The following is a 15,409-nucleotide window of genomic DNA, read 5'->3' as shown; positions in this document are numbered from 1 at the left end:
ATCTTCCTTATATCCACGGGGTTGAATAACCGGGGCGTTCACTGATCACCATGATGAAAATTGCTGTTCACATGGAATCCCATCGCCATCACCGTCCATTTTCATTCCAGGACAGTTATCCAAGTAGAATTTAGCCTCTTCATATGATCCCATTTGACTACAGTGGGTCTTGCCCTGACAACTAAATTGCGTCGAAGCGACCACAGAAGATGAGGTCGAAGTCGACGTTTGATAAGCGCTGATACCAACATCATCATAATAAATGGGCTCCGACACCGTTGCGCCCGGCTTATTGAAATATTGATACAAGCCGACGCCGATAGCGATTAAGAGAATAAATTTACGCAAAATAAAATCCTTTATTGATAGAGTTTACCATTATGTCTTAACCAACCCGCCGCGTGACGACCATCAGGATCATGATGTGTCCAATGCACCACACCGCCTTCCGGATTCCACTCGTATTCACCATAAAACTCAACCCTATCGCCGATGTTTAAATCCGCGATCCTGGGCGCCAAATCGATGTTATGCGCAATCAACAAGCTTTGCCCGCTGGTTAATCTGAGAATAAAACGCTGATGCTGTGAACCTGTGGTGTCGTCAGGCAGCATGGCAGATACCAGGCCTTCGCCTTGGATTTGCAGATTGCGTTGTTGATTTGCAAAGGCAACAGCAAGTTGTTCGTCAGACTCACCGGCCAACGCTGTTGCGATATTTAACGCCAGCGCCAGTAACACCATATCCAACCAGAAGAATAACCTCATAACCACGCTCATAACAGAAAATCATCAGGCGATGACATCATAAACATAACCACTCAATGACGAATCAACCCAGATATGCGGTGATCACGCAACGCTCCAGCGCGCTTGAGTATAGAATTCCTCAGCACCGCATCAGCTAGCGCCAATAGTAATAGTAACAAGCGCCAAAGAACCATATTGGCGAGATCACTATAATAGCCAGCCGATATTTTAGCCCCGGCGGCTCCAGCTGTTCAGGATTAAACAGCCAATCATTCGAAAAAACGCTGCCATGATATTCATTTTTAATATTGGCAACCACACCAAACCAACATAGAACCGTAATGATCGACGGCAGAATCAATGTCACAATCAACATGCTATTTATTAAGTACCTATATGATGGCAAACCAAAACCGATGCTGACCAAGAAAAAACCAGGGGTGACCGAGAGGTGATTGCCTACTCTGCTAGCGGCAAAAATCACCCTATAAAAAATGCAGCAGTACGCAGGTTGGGCTGAATGAAATGCAGCGCAACCTGCGTGCTTGTTCAACGTTTGCAGATAAACGCTTGTCCAATGAATGTATGCCCTCCAGTACCAATAAACGCTTCAGATTCAACCGATTGATGCCTTTGGATTATGACGGTATTAGCACCAATTCCAGCGGCTTGATTACGAAGAATGTTCCGAGCACCAGCCATCATATTCGATTCTGAAGTTAAATCTGCGGTAAAAACATTCCCTTGAGACCCATTAACTTCACCTAACCACTGACATGATTCTTCGATCTCGGCAGCTAAAATTTCATTATCGATGATACGGACGGTTGAACCTTTCGAATTTAATTCAGTCGCTGAACAACCAGCTAACGTAAAGAGTGAAGCAAAAAAAACTATTCTATACATAATTAACCCCTAAAACAGCTACACCGACAAAAATGTGTGCGCAATTCACATCATTAAACTCTGCGCGATATTATCTTATATTTTTGATTAAAAAAAGCACTTAGGCTGGACCGAATGAAGTGAAGTCCAACGGTTACCGCGGTTAAATTAAATACTGTGATCTAGTCGTAATCTGCGGTTTAACAATCTGCATCGTGAATTTAAAAAATGTTAGAAGCTTGGTCAACCTTGGCTTCGCAAGCTCAGCCCAACCCAGGTGCTTAAACTATTTACCAGGTGATTTTTTGTTCAGATTATTTAGGAGTTCTTCCGTTCCACTTTCATTGGATATGAATTTCTTTGGTAAGATTACCGCAGGGGTTTCGCTTCTGAAAATAAAATAACTTTTCTCTGATTCTTTGAGGGTTACGTCAGGGGTGATTGAAAATTTTAATTCAGTGTTTTCGTCGGTAAATATTATTGAATCAGTGTTTATTGTTAGGGACTTTCTTCCTAAAAAGTGCTTGCTAGTATTGCTTGCAACAAGTTTATTTACATAACGGATAATTTTCTTGTTTTGCCGATATTCATATGTAATTATTTGCACAAATCCAAATAAAAGAACGAAAGCAATCGAAAACACCCTGGGTAGCCCATCAAAAATAATGCAAAAGCAGACAATTGAAACTGCAAACATTACAAGTAAAGTAATTTGCGCCCCTCTTATTTGATTTTTGATGGCTTTAGAATTTTTTGCGTAATAAAGATGAAAATCAATAAGATCATGTTTGGTTATTTCGTATTTAATTATGTTATGCATATTTTCCATTTTCCCTGCGCATAGTGTCCATCTAACATTTTGTTATTGGGTACACGGCTTTATGCGCGCCCCAGCACGCAGGTTGGGCTGAATGAAATGCAGCCCAACGTTTACCGCGGTTAAGTTAAACTTCATGGTCTAGCCGTAATTTTTTGCTTAATAATCAGCAGTGTTAATGTATAAAAGCCGTTAGCGGCTCGGTAAACGTTGGGCTTCGCAAGCTCAGCCCAACCTAGGTGCTACGTGCTGCCCACACCCATTTTTTGTTAATTTCTAGTCATGAATGCCAATTTCAGTCCAAAGGAAATGAACAAAGCACCAATAGTTTTATTTAGTATGTTGGCAATAGTTTGGTTTACTTTTAAACGACTGCTTGCGACAGCAGTGAACACAGCCAGCAGATTGCAGTAAATCAGGCTATTGAAAATAAACATTGAGCCGAGAATAAGGAATGCAAGCGCCTTGTTTGATGCGTCATGGTCGATAAACTGAGGAACAAATGCCAAGAAAAACAAGGCAACTTTGGGATTCAAGGCGTTTGACAGGAAGCCTTGAATGAATATGGATTTATGGCTAAATTGCATTTCACGTTTATTTTCTGGTTTGTCTGGTTTTGTTTTTGAATGGGAAAATAAAGCCGACAAGCCCATGTAAACCAAATAAGCAGCTCCGATTAATTTTACAATCGTGAAAGCCATCGCTGAACTAGCAAGGATCGCAGAAAGACCAAGTGCCGCAGCAAACACATGCACATAACAACCAGTGCAAACACCGAAAGCTGCAACAGAACCCGCGCGCCAACCGTTAGAGGCACTTCTCGACATGATGAGAATGGAGTCTGGGCCAGGGGTTAAATTTAAAAGAAAGCCGGAAATAATGAATAGCGCTATATCATGAATACCAAACATATGACCCCCTAGATCTAGAACCGTAGGTGCGATTAGCGAAGCGTAATCGCAGGCATGTTAATTGTACGATTGCTGGCGAATATACGCATCGCCACACCAATTTATTGGATATGTTCCATCCGCAACATATCGATGAAATGATGAATAGCATGTAGGTTGGGCTGAGTGAAATGAAGCCCAACGTTTACTGCGGTTAAGTTCAATACCATGGCCTGGCAGTAATCGTCGGTTTAATAGTCAGCAGTGTTAATGTATAAAAGCCGTTAGCGGCTCGGTAAACGCTGGGCTTCGCAAGCTCAGCCCAACCTACGTGCTGTAGGTGCTATGATAATATTACATACAAAAAGTCATTTCTATGAATTAAAAATTGAATTAATGAAGGAAAACACCATATAAAATGGGAATATTATGTAACAAGCCATCAAGTGGATTATGTCGTATAAAACAGACCAGCCCCCTTCCGCACCCGAATAAGCAACTCTCAACGTCACATTATGAGATTCAGGGGTATCGATCTGCACCGAATAACTCACCTTGAAAAAACCTACCGGTAATATGACATCACCTGGAGGATACGTCGTACCAGAGTAGCTGCCAACATATCGGTTAAAACAATCAAACTCATAGGTGCGTTCATCCTGCCCCACTGCAAAGATAGGCGTTATTGTCAGGCGCATGGTACAAGCAGGAAGTTTATTTATGTTAGTTTCGACATGATTCACATCAAAAATCTGACCATCAACCTCAAAACCAAATCCGGCACTATATGGCATCGGTGAGAAGAGTTCGAACGACTTGTCTAGTCCAGTCGTTGAATGATCAACTTTAAGCGGCCAATACGCCTCAAGCGGCGTATAAATCATCAATAACAGGACATATGCGGCCAACGGCATTGTTAAGAATAAGCATAATCCTAATCGAATTCTCCGCACATTTATGCTTTGCATCTACTTTCTTTTCCCTTTTTATTTCTTACCATACCGGCTTAAGTGAAAATGGCGAATAAATTCAGCATGTAGGTTGGGCTGAATGAAATGAAGCCCAACGTTTACTGCGGTTAAGTTCAATACCATGGCCTGGCAGTAATCGTCGGTTTAATAGTCAGCAGTGTTAATGTATAAAAGCCGTTAGCGGCTCGGTAAACGTTGGGCTTCGCAAGCTCAGCCCAACCTACGTGCTGGCAGAGGCGCGACAGCGCCGGAGTCCGCGTTTAGCTGCTTGTTATATTCTATTACTTGGATGGTAACTTCATTTAGTTCTTTGAAATACTTGAAGTATGAAAGCATAAACTTGAGCGCAGCCATAAATTCTACTTTGAAAAAACCAGAAGCGCCCGAGCGTACCCATGAATTGAATATTCTTTCTTTTTTTAAGTTGGTATGAGCTAAGCCGCCATAGATTATTATATCCATGAGAGAACGGATAGTAATCCAGCCGTCTTCGAAATACACTGTTGCAGGAGAATCGAGATATTCATTCACTTTTTCTCTGGCTTCGTTAAATCTCTGCATGCCTTCTTCTGGGAACCAATCGGAATTGTATATCTTAGCGAGTGAAGCCAAGGAGATCCGGTCATTGTTTTGAGTCAGAACCCGATAAGTTAACACTACCGCGTCGATTTCATCTTCGTTGTAATCAGGCACCCAAGATTCAATTTTTCCGCCCAGAGTAAAATTACCGTCACCATGGCTTTGGAAATTAATGGGAGACTCAAATTTAGCCATAACCTCAGGTACTTCATTCTCAAATTTCTTTGCGAAGCCTGAACGCTCTAAGCGCTCAATTTTGGCATTGAAAGATTTGAGAGTTTCGATTACATAGTCCATTGCTACCTCAAGGAATATAACAACCTTTTTTAAGCGGCGGCATGCCACATATTCTGAATATTCTCGCCATTTATTCCGCCAACGCGCGTAGAGATAGCACTCCCATCCCGTTATCCCTGCACAGTTTTTCCAGTGGAGCCAACTCGCGGCGGAATAGGCGGCAAAATGGCCGTCTAGATCGCATCTGGACGTGCTGGAGCCTGGGCCGTTACCGAGCGACGCTTGGCAAACATCATGGCTACCGCCCCTGACTTGCGGCTGTCACAGTGCCGATGGGTGGAGGGTGGCGCGACCTGTCAGCGCCAACAGGCACCTTGCGCTTTTTGAGTCCCTAGGCTAGCGCAATCGTTTTAGCGTGGAAACTGCAACGACCCGGAAAAGTGCGTGCGCTTGGGTTTTTTAATCCGCACGCGCCCCCGGACGTAGCATAGCGATGTGACGTGATCAGTCGGAGCGACGCTGCAGCAAATCCCACTTGGTGCCGTAAAGATCCTTGAATACCACCACAGTGCCATAGGCTTCGGCGCGCGGCGCTTCAATGAACTCGACGCCTCGGCTTTTCATCGCCGTGTAGTCACGCCAGAAATCATCCGTCTCTAAAAACAGAAAAACCCGGCCACCGGCTTGCTGGCCAATGCAGCGCGCCTGCTCGGCGTTGCTGGCCTGAGCCAGCAGCAGGCGGGTGCCCGTCGAATGTGCCGGCGCCACCTGCACCCAGCGCTTGCCGTTGCCAAGATCGGTGTCTTCGATCAGCTCAAAGCCGAGCTTGTCGGTATAAAACGCTATCGCGTCATCGTAATTTTCCACCACCAGCGCCACATTGCCGATCTGCTGCTGCACCTGCTGCGTCATCGTCGTCTCCGTTCAACATTCCGCTAGAGAGTAAGGGGTTGATTGTACTCCAAAGCAGAGGCGCCGCTTTGCACTCCTGCCCGCGCTGGCGCACAGCGGGTGCCGAGTTCTACGGCACTGGGTTTTCGGTGGCTGGCGAGCGCCGCATCAGCGTGGCGGCGCACGGGCCGAGCGTGACCAGCGGCAGCTGGCGCCAGTCGGTGGTATAGGCCGGCGACAGGTGTTCGCGGCGCATCTGCCACTGCGGATCCAGCCCTTGGCCGGCGAAGCGGATCGGGGCGCCGCCGCGCCGGTTGATGCGGTCGATCACCTGCATCAGCTCGGCACTGCGCGGCCGCGGTGGCGCCTGGACAAACAGCTCGGGCTGGAAGCTGCCGGCGGCGTAGAAGTCGCGCAGGATGACGCCGGCCTTCAGGTACTGGTAACCGGGGCGCCAGATGCTGGCCAGCAGGGCGTGGCAGGCCTGCATCAGATCGCGGCTGTCGGCGGTGGGCTCCAGAAAGCGCCAGGCAGCCTGATTGGCATAGGCCGGACGCGGCGTCTGGCCGCTGGCAGCGAACGGATGGGTGCGGATGAAGATCGTCAGCTCGCGGCAGCGCTGCTGCTGGGCGCGGAGCTTCTCGGCGGCCTGACAGGCAAAGTGGCATAGCGCTTCGGCCAGATCCTGCTGCTGCGTCAGGCGACGGCCAAACGAGCGTGAGCAGAGGATCTGCGCGCGCGCCGCCGGCATCTGCGCATAGCCCAGGCAGGCGACGCCATTGAGCTCGCGGGCGATGCGCTCGACGCTGACCGAAAACTGCTTGCGCAGCGTTGGCAGGTGGGCGGCAGCCAGATCGGCGGCGCTGTCGATCTGCAGCAGCCGTAACTGACGCCCCAGGCGACGGCCGATGCCCCAGATCGCCTCGACCTCGGTCTGCGCCAGTTGCGGCTGCCACTGTGCCGCCTGCTGCCAGACGATGACGCCGCCGCCCTGGGCGCGCTGCCCTTTGGCAACATGGTTGGCCAGCTTGGCCAGCGTCTTGGTTGGCGCGATGCCGACACACACCGGCAGGCCGCAATGGCGCAGCACCGTCTGCCGCACCTGACGCCCCCACTGCGTCAGATCCCAGCGCTGCATGCCACCCAAATCGGCAAACGCCTCGTCGATGGAGTAGATCTCGATGCGCGGCGCCAGCTGCTCCAGCGTGCGCATCACGCGGTTCGACAGATCGCCGTACAGCGCATAGTTCGACGAGAAGACGGCGACGCCCTGCTGCTGCGCCCAGTCGCGGATCTGGTGGTAGGGCACCCCCATCGGGATGCCGAGATCCTTGGCTTCGCGGCTCAGCGACACCACGCAGCCGTCATTGTTGCTGAGCACGATCACCGGCCGCTGGCGCAAATCCGGGCGAAACAGCCGCTCGCACGAGGCGTAGAAACTGTTGCAATCCACCAGCGCATAGCAGCGGCTCATGGCGCACTCACCGCCCGCAGCAGGTAGGTGACGACGCCAAACAGCGTGCAGTTGTTGCCGAGGCTGGCGGGATCGTCAGCGGCCGCATCATACGGCACCGTGGCGGGCAGCGGCTGCACGCTGAACTGGCCATCGTGATCCAGTAGCGCCCAGTCGCCGCGCCGTGGCAGGCGCGCGCGATCCACCACCAGCACATCCCCGGCCTGCAGCGGGTAGCCGTGACCGCCGCCGGCCGCGACACGGACCAGAAAGGTGGACTCGGGATGGGGCATGCAGAGCCGATCCAGACTCAGCTCCTGCTGCATGAAATCCTGGGCCGGCGAAGGAAAGCCGGTCATCCGCGGTGCCTGCGTCATGAGATGCCTCGACAATATACTGTATTTATTTACAGTATATTGCTGACTCGGCCACAACTCAAGGCACCGCGGCCGCTGCCGCAGAGGCCGTCGCTAGTCGGCCGTAACGGGATCGATGAGCGGCGATGGCGGGCGTGGCGGCAAGCCGACGCCGACATGCAGGTGATTCTGGCTCAGCCAGCCATGCAACAGCGTGGCGCGGCGCACCTTGCGCCGATGGACGCGCCAGCGGGTCAGACGTCGCATCGCTCCTCCTTGCCCCAGCGGGGCCTTGCCCTGTCGTGCCGGCGCCGCATCGTCGCGAGCCGAGCACGAACCCTTTTCTCTTCGACCCGCGCCGGTGGCGCAGGTTCCCGCCGTCATCCAGCACCGGCTGGGTCCGGCGGCGTCTCCGCGCCAGCGCCGTCCACTTACTCCACTTACTCCACTTACTCCACTTACTCCAGTTACTCCAGTTACTCCAGTTACTCCAGTTACTCCAGTTACTCCAGTTACTCCAGTTACTCCAGTTACTCCAGTTACTCCAGCGGCGGCAAAACCTGCTGGCGGGCAGCCGGCAACACCTTGTGCTGATAGAACCAGCCGACCCCGACCAGACACAAGCCCAGGCCGAGGAACGACAGCGCCCGGTACAGGCCGGTCAGATCGGCCATGTCCCAGAGGAAGATTTTCAGCACCGCCAGCAGCAGAATCAGCAGCGAGGCCTGACGCCAGCGCATCTGGCCAAAGCGCCCGCCGAGCCACATCACCACCACCGCGGTCAGCAACCACAGCGCCGAGTAGCTGTACTGCTCACCACTGGGCAGGCTGGGGCTATTGAGCAGGGTCCCCTGCCAGACTTGGCGCACCATGAGCGTCAGGTAGAGCAAGCCACAGACAAAGCCGAATCCGGCAACCAGCCGCTCCAGGCCTCGCGGCAGCGGCAGCAGGCGAATCGCCAGCAGGGCGATCAGCGTCGGCATGCCCCAGGCCACCAGCGTCAGGTTCAGCAACGGCCAACTGCCGACCGGCTCGGGACGCCAGCAGGGGTTGAACCACAGCGAGGAGCCGAAGGTGGTCAGCAGCAGCATCAGGCCCAGCAACAGCGGCGCCGCCCAGCGGTAGACCGCCGCCAGCGGGCCACCCAGCCGGCTCTTCCAGCCATAAATCAGTGCCATCGCCCCCCAGCCGGCCGAGAGAAACGCGGTATCCAGCAGACCGAACGGGGCTGACCAGGGTTGGCCGTCAGTCAGCCAGTAGCGCCCCTCCACCGCCAGCCACAGCGTCAGCAACTGGATGACCCCCGCCTCGAGCCAGCGTTGGGTCTGCTGGCCGGGACGCCACGGCAACCAGCGCGCGGCCAGCCACAGGCAGAGCACCGGAATGCCATAGCCGTACAGCGACCAGTGCACTCCGGCGACGCCCTGCAGCGGATACTCCAGCAACCAGGGGTTCAGTGACAGACGGCCGACCACCAGCATCGCCAGCAATTTGATTAGCCAGTGCGGGATCAGGTCCCCCTCACGCTGCGCCAACCGCGCCAAGGCGGCCAGTTGCACCGCCAGCGCCAGCGTCAGGCTGGATTCGGCAAAGAACATCCAGCACGCCAGCGTCAGCGCCGCCTGGCCGCCAGCCAGCAAGGCCACTCGCGCCGCCAGACGCGGCCACTGATGACGCCAGACCAGCCAGGAGCAGAGCAGGAACCAGCCCAATGCCTGTAGCGGCCACAGCAGATGGGCATCGGCCCACAGCCCGCCGTCGCCGCGCACCAGCAGCGCATCGACGCCAGACTGGCGCCAGTAGATCAACGCCAGCACCAGCAGTGGCAGCCCCGCCAGCAGGCTCCCCCACAGACCGCAATGCGGGCCGTGCCGCAACCGCGGCCACGCCAGCAGGGCCGCCAACAGGGCCAGCACCATCGCCGGCCGCCACAGCGCCCATAGCGCAGACGACGCCAGCTCGGGGCGGCTCAACGCCGGCAGATAACCCCAGTGGCTGCTGGCGGTCAGGGTGGCCAACACCAGCAGCAGGCCACACCACAGCGGCAACAGCATCAATGCCGGGCTGCGCCATGCCAGCCAGGCCGCCGCCAGCATCAGGACTGCCAGCATGCTCCAGCCGAGCAGCGGCATGGCCAGCCAGCGCATCCACGCCAGCCACAACAAACCGGCGAACAGCCAGACCCAGTGCACATCCAGTACCGCCGGGCGACAAGGCCGCCAGGACAAGGGCCAGTGCCAGAAGCGCAACTGCCAGCGCCAGCCCAGCGCCGGCAAGGCACAAAACAGATACAGGCTGCCCAGCAGATAGGCAAACAGGAACCCCTGCTCGCCCTGATACAGCTCCGGCACCAGCAGCAGCCAGAGGCCGTGGGCCAACAGGGTGCCCCACCATAGCCAGCGGCGCTGCACCTGACTTTGCAACAGCAGACCCGCAGCCGAGATCAAGCCGACATAGCCGAGCAGTCCGGGCAGCGAACCGTGGCCGGTAGAGACCAGTACCGGCACCAGGTAGCCACCAAACAGCCCGAGCACCGCCAGCAGAGGTCCCTGACGCAGCGCCAGCAGCAGCGCCGACAAGGAGAGCAGCGCCAGCAAGATGAAGGTCGGCACGGCCGGTAACAGCTGATAGCGATCGAAGGCCGCCAACAGGCTGGCGTAACCGGCCACCACACCGCCACCGGCCAGTGCCGCAGGGACATAATCCAGCTCGCTGTCAGGCAGCGGCGCCGAGCGACGGCGCACGACTTCGCTACCGACCAGCAGACCAACTCCCAGCGCCAGGCCGGCACAGACTCGCGCCAGCGGGCCGAACAGCCCTTCATCGATGCCCAGCTTGACCAGAAAGACCGCCCCCAGCGCCAGTGCCAAGCCACCGACCCAGACCAGCCAACGCGAGGCCACCGCCTGCTCGAAACGCAGAGCATCGGCATGCGGTTGGACCCGGGCGCTGGGCGCCGCCGCAGGGGGAGCCTCGTCTGCGGTCACGTCCGGCGCCCGCTCGCTTGCCGCAGCCATGGCGGCCGGCACGGGGTTTGTGTCGCGCGCCGGGTCAGGTACTGGCGATGAGCTGGTGGTGGCAGTGAGCGGCGGCGAAGAGATAGGCGGCGAAGAGATAAGAGGTGGGGAAAGCGGTGGCGATGCGGTGGGCTGTGCCGTGCCGGATAGCCACTCTGCCGGCGCCTGGGACGGCGCGTCCTGGCGTGCAGCCGCTGCGACAGGCACGCCAACGCGCGCCTCCAGCGCCTCGAGACGCTGGCGCAGTTTGCGCAGATCCTGCTCCAGCGCCGAGCAGCGACCGATGGCCAGCAAGCCGCCGAAGCTACCAACCAGGATCACGACCGCCGCCAGCAACCCCAGCCAAATGATGCCATCCATCTCCTCACCCCCGCGCCTTGCACCCTCTGCAGATTGAGCTTCAGGTTAGGCAGTTCCGGCGATGACCTCAAGCCCGAAGCAGGATATATTCAAATGAATCAGACACTTCACACAGATGAGCACAGACAGTCGCGATAAAATGTGTTCATAATTCAGCAAACACTACCAAGAGACACTGCCATGACACCGTCGCTGGATCCGGTACTGACCCGCCTCAATCAAGCCATCCTTGGCAAGCCGGATGAGATCCGGCTCGCGCTGTGTTGCCTGCTGGCACGGGGCCACTTGCTGATCGAGGATCTGCCCGGCATGGGCAAAACCACGCTGGCCCACGCCCTGGCCACCATCCTCGGCCTCGAGTATCAACGGGTGCAGTTTACGTCGGACATGCTGCCGGCCGATCTGCTCGGTCTGTCGATCCTCGACCCGGCCAGCCAGCAATTTGTGTTCCACCCCGGCCCGGTGTTCTGCCAGGTGCTGCTGGCTGACGAAATCAACCGCGGCAGCCCACGCACCCAGAGTGCCTTGCTCGAAGCAATGGCCGAACGCCAGATTTCGCTCGATGGCGTCACCCGACCGCTGCCGGCGCCTTTTTTCGTCATTGCCACGCAAAACCCGCAGGATCAATCCGGCACCTATCCGCTTCCCGAATCCCAGCTGGACCGTTTTTTGATGCGCATCGAGCTGGGTTATCCGCAGCGCGAAGCCGAACTGCAGATGCTGTTACGCCATGAAGATGCACCTATTACACCACTGCTGGACGCCAACCAGTTGCTACAACTGCAGCAGGCGGTGGCCAACGTCAACGCCTCGCCGGCGTTGCTGGAGTACCTGCTGGCACTGGTCAACCTCAGCCGGCAACCGGGCCGGGTACCCAACCCGTTGTCGCCACGTGCCAGCCAGGCTCTGCTGGCAGCGGCACGGGCCTGGGCCTTTCTGGCGCACCGCGACCATGTGTTGCCCGATGACGTACAGGCGGTGTTTGCCGCCGTCGCCGAACACCGCATGCGCAGTGGCCCGGTGGCCATCGGCAGCCCGGCCAGTTTCAGCCAGGCGCTGCTGGCCAGCGTCGATCCGGTGCAGTGACCATGACGCGGCCTTCGAGCAGCGCCACGCCGCCGCCCTCGCGCTTTGCCACATTGCGCGGCTACTATCGGCGCTGGCTGGACAAGCGCCTGCCGCCGGCACGGCAGTGGCAGTTGCGCCATCACCAGCTGTTTATTCTGCCGACCCGTCTCGGCCTGCTCTATCTGGCACTGGTGCTGGCGCTGTTCCTGCTCGGCACCAACTATCAAAACAACCTGATCCTCGCCCTCGCCTTTTTGCTGGCCAGCCTGTTTGTCACCGTGGTCGGCCACTGTTACCGCAATCTGGCTGGTTTACGTCTGACCCTGCTCCCGACGGCAGCGGGGTTTGTCGGCGAGGTGTCCCGGCTGGCATTGCGCCTCGAGAGCGACCGACCGCGCTATGCGCTGCAGATCCGATGTGCCGACGCGACCGGTGAAGAGCTGGCCAGCAGCCTTGACAGCGGTACGCTGGGCGTCCTCTTCCAGCCGCGACGGCGCGGCTGGCTGACCCCGGGGCGCCTGCATCTGGGCAGCGACTATCCGTTGGGCCTGCTGCACTGCTGGACCTCGCTGGCCGCAGACAGCCGCTGGCTGATCTATCCGCGCCCGCTGGCGTGGACACCGGTGCTGCATCCCGGTCCTGGCGAGCCTGCCGCCGGGACAGACGATGGCCTCGCCACGGACACAGCGCCGGCCCAAGGCCGCGCCGCACAGGCCAGTCCGGAGAGCGAACTGGCCGGATTGCAACCCTATCGGCCCGGCGAACCCTTGAGCCGGGTGGCGTGGAAACAACTGGCACAAGGCCGCGGCTGGCACAGCAAGGCGTTTGCCGGCGCTCCGGAACAGGGACGTTGGCTGCGCTGGCAGATGACACCCGGCCAGCATACCGAGGAGCGCCTCGGCTACCTGACCCATGCCGTGCTGCAGCTGGAACAGCGCGGCACCGCCTACGGGCTGGAGCTGGGCGGCCAACACCTGGCACCGGGCTGTGGCGATGCGCACCGGGAACAGGCCTTGACGCGGCTGGCGCTGTATGTCGGTTAACACACCCGTGCCATGGGCACGCCGCCCCCAGCCAGCACGATTGACGAGGCAGAGTCCCCATGCAGCTTGAATGGCATCAGAGGATGGAACAGAAACAGGTGACGCTGGCTTGCCTGTGTGTCAGCTATCTGCTGGCACTGGCACCACTTTACAGCGAGCTGAACCTGGTGGTTTATCTGGTCAGTCTGCTGGCGATCGGCTGGCGCATCGGCAGCCTGCTGCGCCGATGGTCTTTACCGTCACGCCTCCTGCTCAACGGCATCGCACTGCTGTGCGGCCTGGGCATACTGTTGCTGTCGCGCCACGCCGGTCTGCTGGTCGCGATGCTGAACCTGCTGGTCGTGGCCAGCGCACTGAAATTTGTCGAGTGCCGACATAGGCGCGATATCGGTGGTCACATCCTGGCCCTGTTTTTTCTCGGTGCCCTGACCTTTGTCTACCACCAGCACTGGCTGATGGTGCTCTATCTGCTGGCGATGGTGACACTGAACATGGCCGCCTTGCTGTCGCTCTACTTCCCTGCGCCGGCACGACAGCAGCTGCGCCAGGCCGCTCTGCTGCTGGTGCAGAGTCTGCCGTTGATGCTGTTGTTCTTCGTCATCATGCCGCGCCTCGATCCGCTGTGGAAGATGCCGGATGCCCGGCAAGCCAGGACCGGGTTGAGCGAGCAGATCAATCCGGAACAGATCAGCCAGCTGACGCAATCGAGCGAACTGGTGTTTCGAGCCCGCTTTACCGGGCAACCGCCCCAGGCTCGCTACTGGCGAACCCTGGTCTATGAGCAGTTCGACGGCCATGCCTGGAGCCAGTCCTATATTCAGCTCCTGTGGCAGCAACAGGCGCTGAGTGGTCGTTACCCGACGCCCCCCGCAGCTTCGGCACCAGTCGGCTATGCGTTGTACGTCGAACCGAGTAATCAGCACTGGTTATATACCCTCGAAGGCAGTCGTAGCCGCACTGCCGAGGCGGTCGCGACGCCGACCGGCACCTTGCTCAGCCGGTTGCCGCTGGTTCAAGCAGCACGATTTGATCTGGACTGGCCCGCGGATCTGCCCCAGGAGTCGAGGTTGAGCGCCAAACGGCGCATGGACAACCTGCAACTGCCACACGGTGGAAATCCCCAGGCGCGCGCCCTGGCCGCCCGCTGGCGTCAGCAGGCTCAGGATGATCGCCTCGTCCTGCAGCAGGCGCGTGACTTTTTCAGCCAGCATCCGTTCAGCTACACGCTAAGCCCGGTGGCGATGGCTCACAACGACGGCCTGGACCAGTTTTTGTTTCAGCAACGCGAAGGGTTTTGTGCTCACTATGCCAGTGCATTGGCGTTCCTGCTGCGTGCCGCCGGCATACCGGCCCGCCTGGTCGGCGGTTATCTGGGCGGTGAATACCAGCCACAGCAGCAACTGCTCAGCGTGCATCAGTTCGATGCCCATGCCTGGGTCGAAGTATGGCTGGATAACCGCTGGCAACGCGTTGACCCGACGCTGTGGGTCTCTCCAGGACGGCTGACCCAGGGGCTGGATACCCTGCTCGGCGAAGGCGATTTTCTGGCCCAGGATCCGTTCAGCCTGTCCCGCTATCGCCACGTCATGCTGCTGAATACGCTGCGACTGTGGCTCGCCAACGTCGATTATCAATGGACCGTCTGGATCCTGAATTACGATCAAAACCGGCAGACGGCGCTGCTCAAGCGGCTATTCGGCGATGCGCTGTGGATGCGCGCCCTGCTACTGCTGGGCGGTGCTCTGGCGTGCCTGGCGCTGGTTGCCGGCCTGCAGTGGTTGCTGCGCGCTCGGGTGAAGCAGGATCCGGCCGTACGACTCTACCATCAGGCCTGCCGCCGGCTGGCACAGGGAGGCTACCCTCGCTCGCCGACCGAGACACCACTGCAGTATCTGCAGCGCCTGGAGCTGGCGGACTGTCCGGCCGCACCGGCACTGGCGGCACTGACAAGCCACTTCCTGCAGTACCGCTATGCCGCCCCCCCCGGCACATCGTTGGCCCCGCTACGCCAGCAGCTACGACAACTGCAGCGCCAGCTAGCGCAAAGAACTTGATACAGGTCACACTTTATTGTCATCATGCAAGCCACATTT

At 57.3% G+C, this 15,409-nt stretch carries 15 protein-coding genes; 3 read left to right on the top strand and 12 right to left on the bottom strand.

Annotation, left to right across the window (positions count from 1 at the left end):
• Window positions 1–45 precede the first annotated feature (45 nt).
• The 12 genes from ACFOSS_RS02275 to ACFOSS_RS02220 form a co-directional block, all read right to left on the bottom strand.
• Window positions 46–348, bottom strand: a complete 303-nt coding sequence (locus ACFOSS_RS02275) for an excalibur calcium-binding domain-containing protein (protein ID WP_377150393.1) — start codon at window positions 346–348, stop codon at window positions 46–48.
• Window positions 349–359: 11 nt separating this feature from the next.
• Window positions 360–779 (bottom strand): DUF3465 domain-containing protein, encoded by a 420-nt coding sequence (locus ACFOSS_RS02270; protein ID WP_377150392.1) that lies wholly within the window; start codon window positions 777–779, stop codon window positions 360–362.
• A 519-nt stretch (window positions 780–1,298) separates the two neighbouring features.
• Window positions 1,299–1,655 (bottom strand): DUF4156 domain-containing protein, encoded by a 357-nt coding sequence (locus ACFOSS_RS02265; RefSeq protein WP_377150391.1) that lies wholly within the window; start codon window positions 1,653–1,655, stop codon window positions 1,299–1,301.
• Between the two features lie 265 nt (window positions 1,656–1,920).
• Window positions 1,921–2,454, bottom strand: a complete 534-nt coding sequence (locus ACFOSS_RS02260; RefSeq protein ID WP_377150390.1) for a hypothetical protein — start codon at window positions 2,452–2,454, stop codon at window positions 1,921–1,923.
• 266 nt (window positions 2,455–2,720) lie between these two features.
• On the bottom strand, window positions 2,721–3,362 hold the full coding sequence (locus ACFOSS_RS02255) for a LysE family translocator (RefSeq protein WP_377150389.1): 642 nt from the start codon (window positions 3,360–3,362) through the stop codon (window positions 2,721–2,723).
• Between the two features lie 353 nt (window positions 3,363–3,715).
• Window positions 3,716–4,309: a hypothetical protein gene (locus ACFOSS_RS02250; RefSeq protein ID WP_377150388.1), complete on the bottom strand. Its 594-nt coding sequence runs from the start codon at window positions 4,307–4,309 to the stop codon at window positions 3,716–3,718.
• A gap of 213 nt (window positions 4,310–4,522) precedes the next feature.
• The gene (locus ACFOSS_RS02245) at window positions 4,523–5,188 is read right to left on the bottom strand and encodes a hypothetical protein (protein WP_377150387.1); all 666 of its coding nucleotides are present in this window, start codon (window positions 5,186–5,188) and stop codon (window positions 4,523–4,525) included.
• Window positions 5,189–5,632: 444 nt separating this feature from the next.
• Window positions 5,633–6,040 (bottom strand): VOC family protein, encoded by a 408-nt coding sequence (locus ACFOSS_RS02240; RefSeq protein WP_449301173.1) that lies wholly within the window; start codon window positions 6,038–6,040, stop codon window positions 5,633–5,635.
• A gap of 109 nt (window positions 6,041–6,149) precedes the next feature.
• Window positions 6,150–7,493, bottom strand: coding sequence for a translesion error-prone DNA polymerase V subunit UmuC (umuC, locus tag ACFOSS_RS02235; protein WP_377150386.1), 1,344 nt, complete (start codon window positions 7,491–7,493; stop codon window positions 6,150–6,152).
• A complete protein-coding gene (locus ACFOSS_RS02230; RefSeq protein WP_377150385.1) occupies window positions 7,490–7,831 on the bottom strand; it encodes a hypothetical protein in 342 nt (113 codons plus the stop codon). Before ACFOSS_RS02230 ends, umuC begins: the two co-directional genes overlap by 4 nt.
• A gap of 111 nt (window positions 7,832–7,942) precedes the next feature.
• The gene (locus ACFOSS_RS02225; protein WP_377150384.1) at window positions 7,943–8,095 is read right to left on the bottom strand and encodes a hypothetical protein; all 153 of its coding nucleotides are present in this window, start codon (window positions 8,093–8,095) and stop codon (window positions 7,943–7,945) included.
• A 272-nt stretch (window positions 8,096–8,367) separates the two neighbouring features.
• Window positions 8,368–11,205 (bottom strand): DUF2339 domain-containing protein, encoded by a 2,838-nt coding sequence (locus tag ACFOSS_RS02220; RefSeq protein WP_377150383.1) that lies wholly within the window; start codon window positions 11,203–11,205, stop codon window positions 8,368–8,370.
• A gap of 180 nt (window positions 11,206–11,385) precedes the next feature.
• Between ACFOSS_RS02220 and ACFOSS_RS02215 the strand changes: the two genes are divergently transcribed.
• From ACFOSS_RS02215 to ACFOSS_RS02205, 3 genes are all read left to right on the top strand, one after another.
• On the top strand, window positions 11,386–12,291 hold the full coding sequence (locus tag ACFOSS_RS02215) for an AAA family ATPase (RefSeq protein ID WP_377150382.1): 906 nt from the start codon (window positions 11,386–11,388) through the stop codon (window positions 12,289–12,291).
• Window positions 12,292–12,293: 2 nt separating this feature from the next.
• Complete coding sequence (locus ACFOSS_RS02210; protein ID WP_377150381.1) at window positions 12,294–13,316, top strand: DUF58 domain-containing protein; 1,023 nt, start codon at window positions 12,294–12,296, stop codon at window positions 13,314–13,316.
• Window positions 13,317–13,399: 83 nt separating this feature from the next.
• Window positions 13,400–15,370: a transglutaminase TgpA family protein gene (locus tag ACFOSS_RS02205; protein ID WP_377150380.1), complete on the top strand. Its 1,971-nt coding sequence runs from the start codon at window positions 13,400–13,402 to the stop codon at window positions 15,368–15,370.
• Window positions 15,371–15,409: the final 39 nt, after the last annotated feature.

This window comes from Pseudaeromonas sharmana (assembly GCF_042649925.1).
In the GTDB taxonomy this organism is placed as follows: Bacteria; Pseudomonadota; Gammaproteobacteria; order Enterobacterales; family Aeromonadaceae; genus Pseudaeromonas; species Pseudaeromonas sharmana.
This window is presented reverse-complemented; position numbering and strand designations above follow the sequence as displayed.

Coding starts and splice junctions, on each gene's coding strand:
- ACFOSS_RS02270 (WP_377150392.1), bottom strand. CDS start 779: ATGAGCGTGGTTATGAGGTTATTCTTCTGGTTGGATATGGTGTTACTG.
- ACFOSS_RS02265 (WP_377150391.1), bottom strand. CDS start 1,655: ATGTATAGAATAGTTTTTTTTGCTTCACTCTTTACGTTAGCTGGTTGT.
- ACFOSS_RS02260 (WP_377150390.1), bottom strand. CDS start 2,454: ATGCATAACATAATTAAATACGAAATAACCAAACATGATCTTATTGAT.
- ACFOSS_RS02255 (WP_377150389.1), bottom strand. CDS start 3,362: ATGTTTGGTATTCATGATATAGCGCTATTCATTATTTCCGGCTTTCTT.
- ACFOSS_RS02250 (WP_377150388.1), bottom strand. CDS start 4,309: ATGCAAAGCATAAATGTGCGGAGAATTCGATTAGGATTATGCTTATTC.
- ACFOSS_RS02245 (WP_377150387.1), bottom strand. CDS start 5,188: ATGGACTATGTAATCGAAACTCTCAAATCTTTCAATGCCAAAATTGAG.
- ACFOSS_RS02240 (WP_449301173.1), bottom strand. CDS start 6,040: ATGACGCAGCAGGTGCAGCAGCAGATCGGCAATGTGGCGCTGGTGGTG.
- umuC (WP_377150386.1), bottom strand. CDS start 7,493: ATGAGCCGCTGCTATGCGCTGGTGGATTGCAACAGTTTCTACGCCTCG.
- ACFOSS_RS02230 (WP_377150385.1), bottom strand. CDS start 7,831: ATGACCGGCTTTCCTTCGCCGGCCCAGGATTTCATGCAGCAGGAGCTG.
- ACFOSS_RS02225 (WP_377150384.1), bottom strand. CDS start 8,095: ATGCGACGTCTGACCCGCTGGCGCGTCCATCGGCGCAAGGTGCGCCGC.
- ACFOSS_RS02220 (WP_377150383.1), bottom strand. CDS start 11,205: ATGGATGGCATCATTTGGCTGGGGTTGCTGGCGGCGGTCGTGATCCTG.
- ACFOSS_RS02215 (WP_377150382.1), top strand. CDS start 11,386: ATGACACCGTCGCTGGATCCGGTACTGACCCGCCTCAATCAAGCCATC.
- ACFOSS_RS02210 (WP_377150381.1), top strand. CDS start 12,294: ATGACGCGGCCTTCGAGCAGCGCCACGCCGCCGCCCTCGCGCTTTGCC.
- ACFOSS_RS02205 (WP_377150380.1), top strand. CDS start 13,400: ATGGAACAGAAACAGGTGACGCTGGCTTGCCTGTGTGTCAGCTATCTG.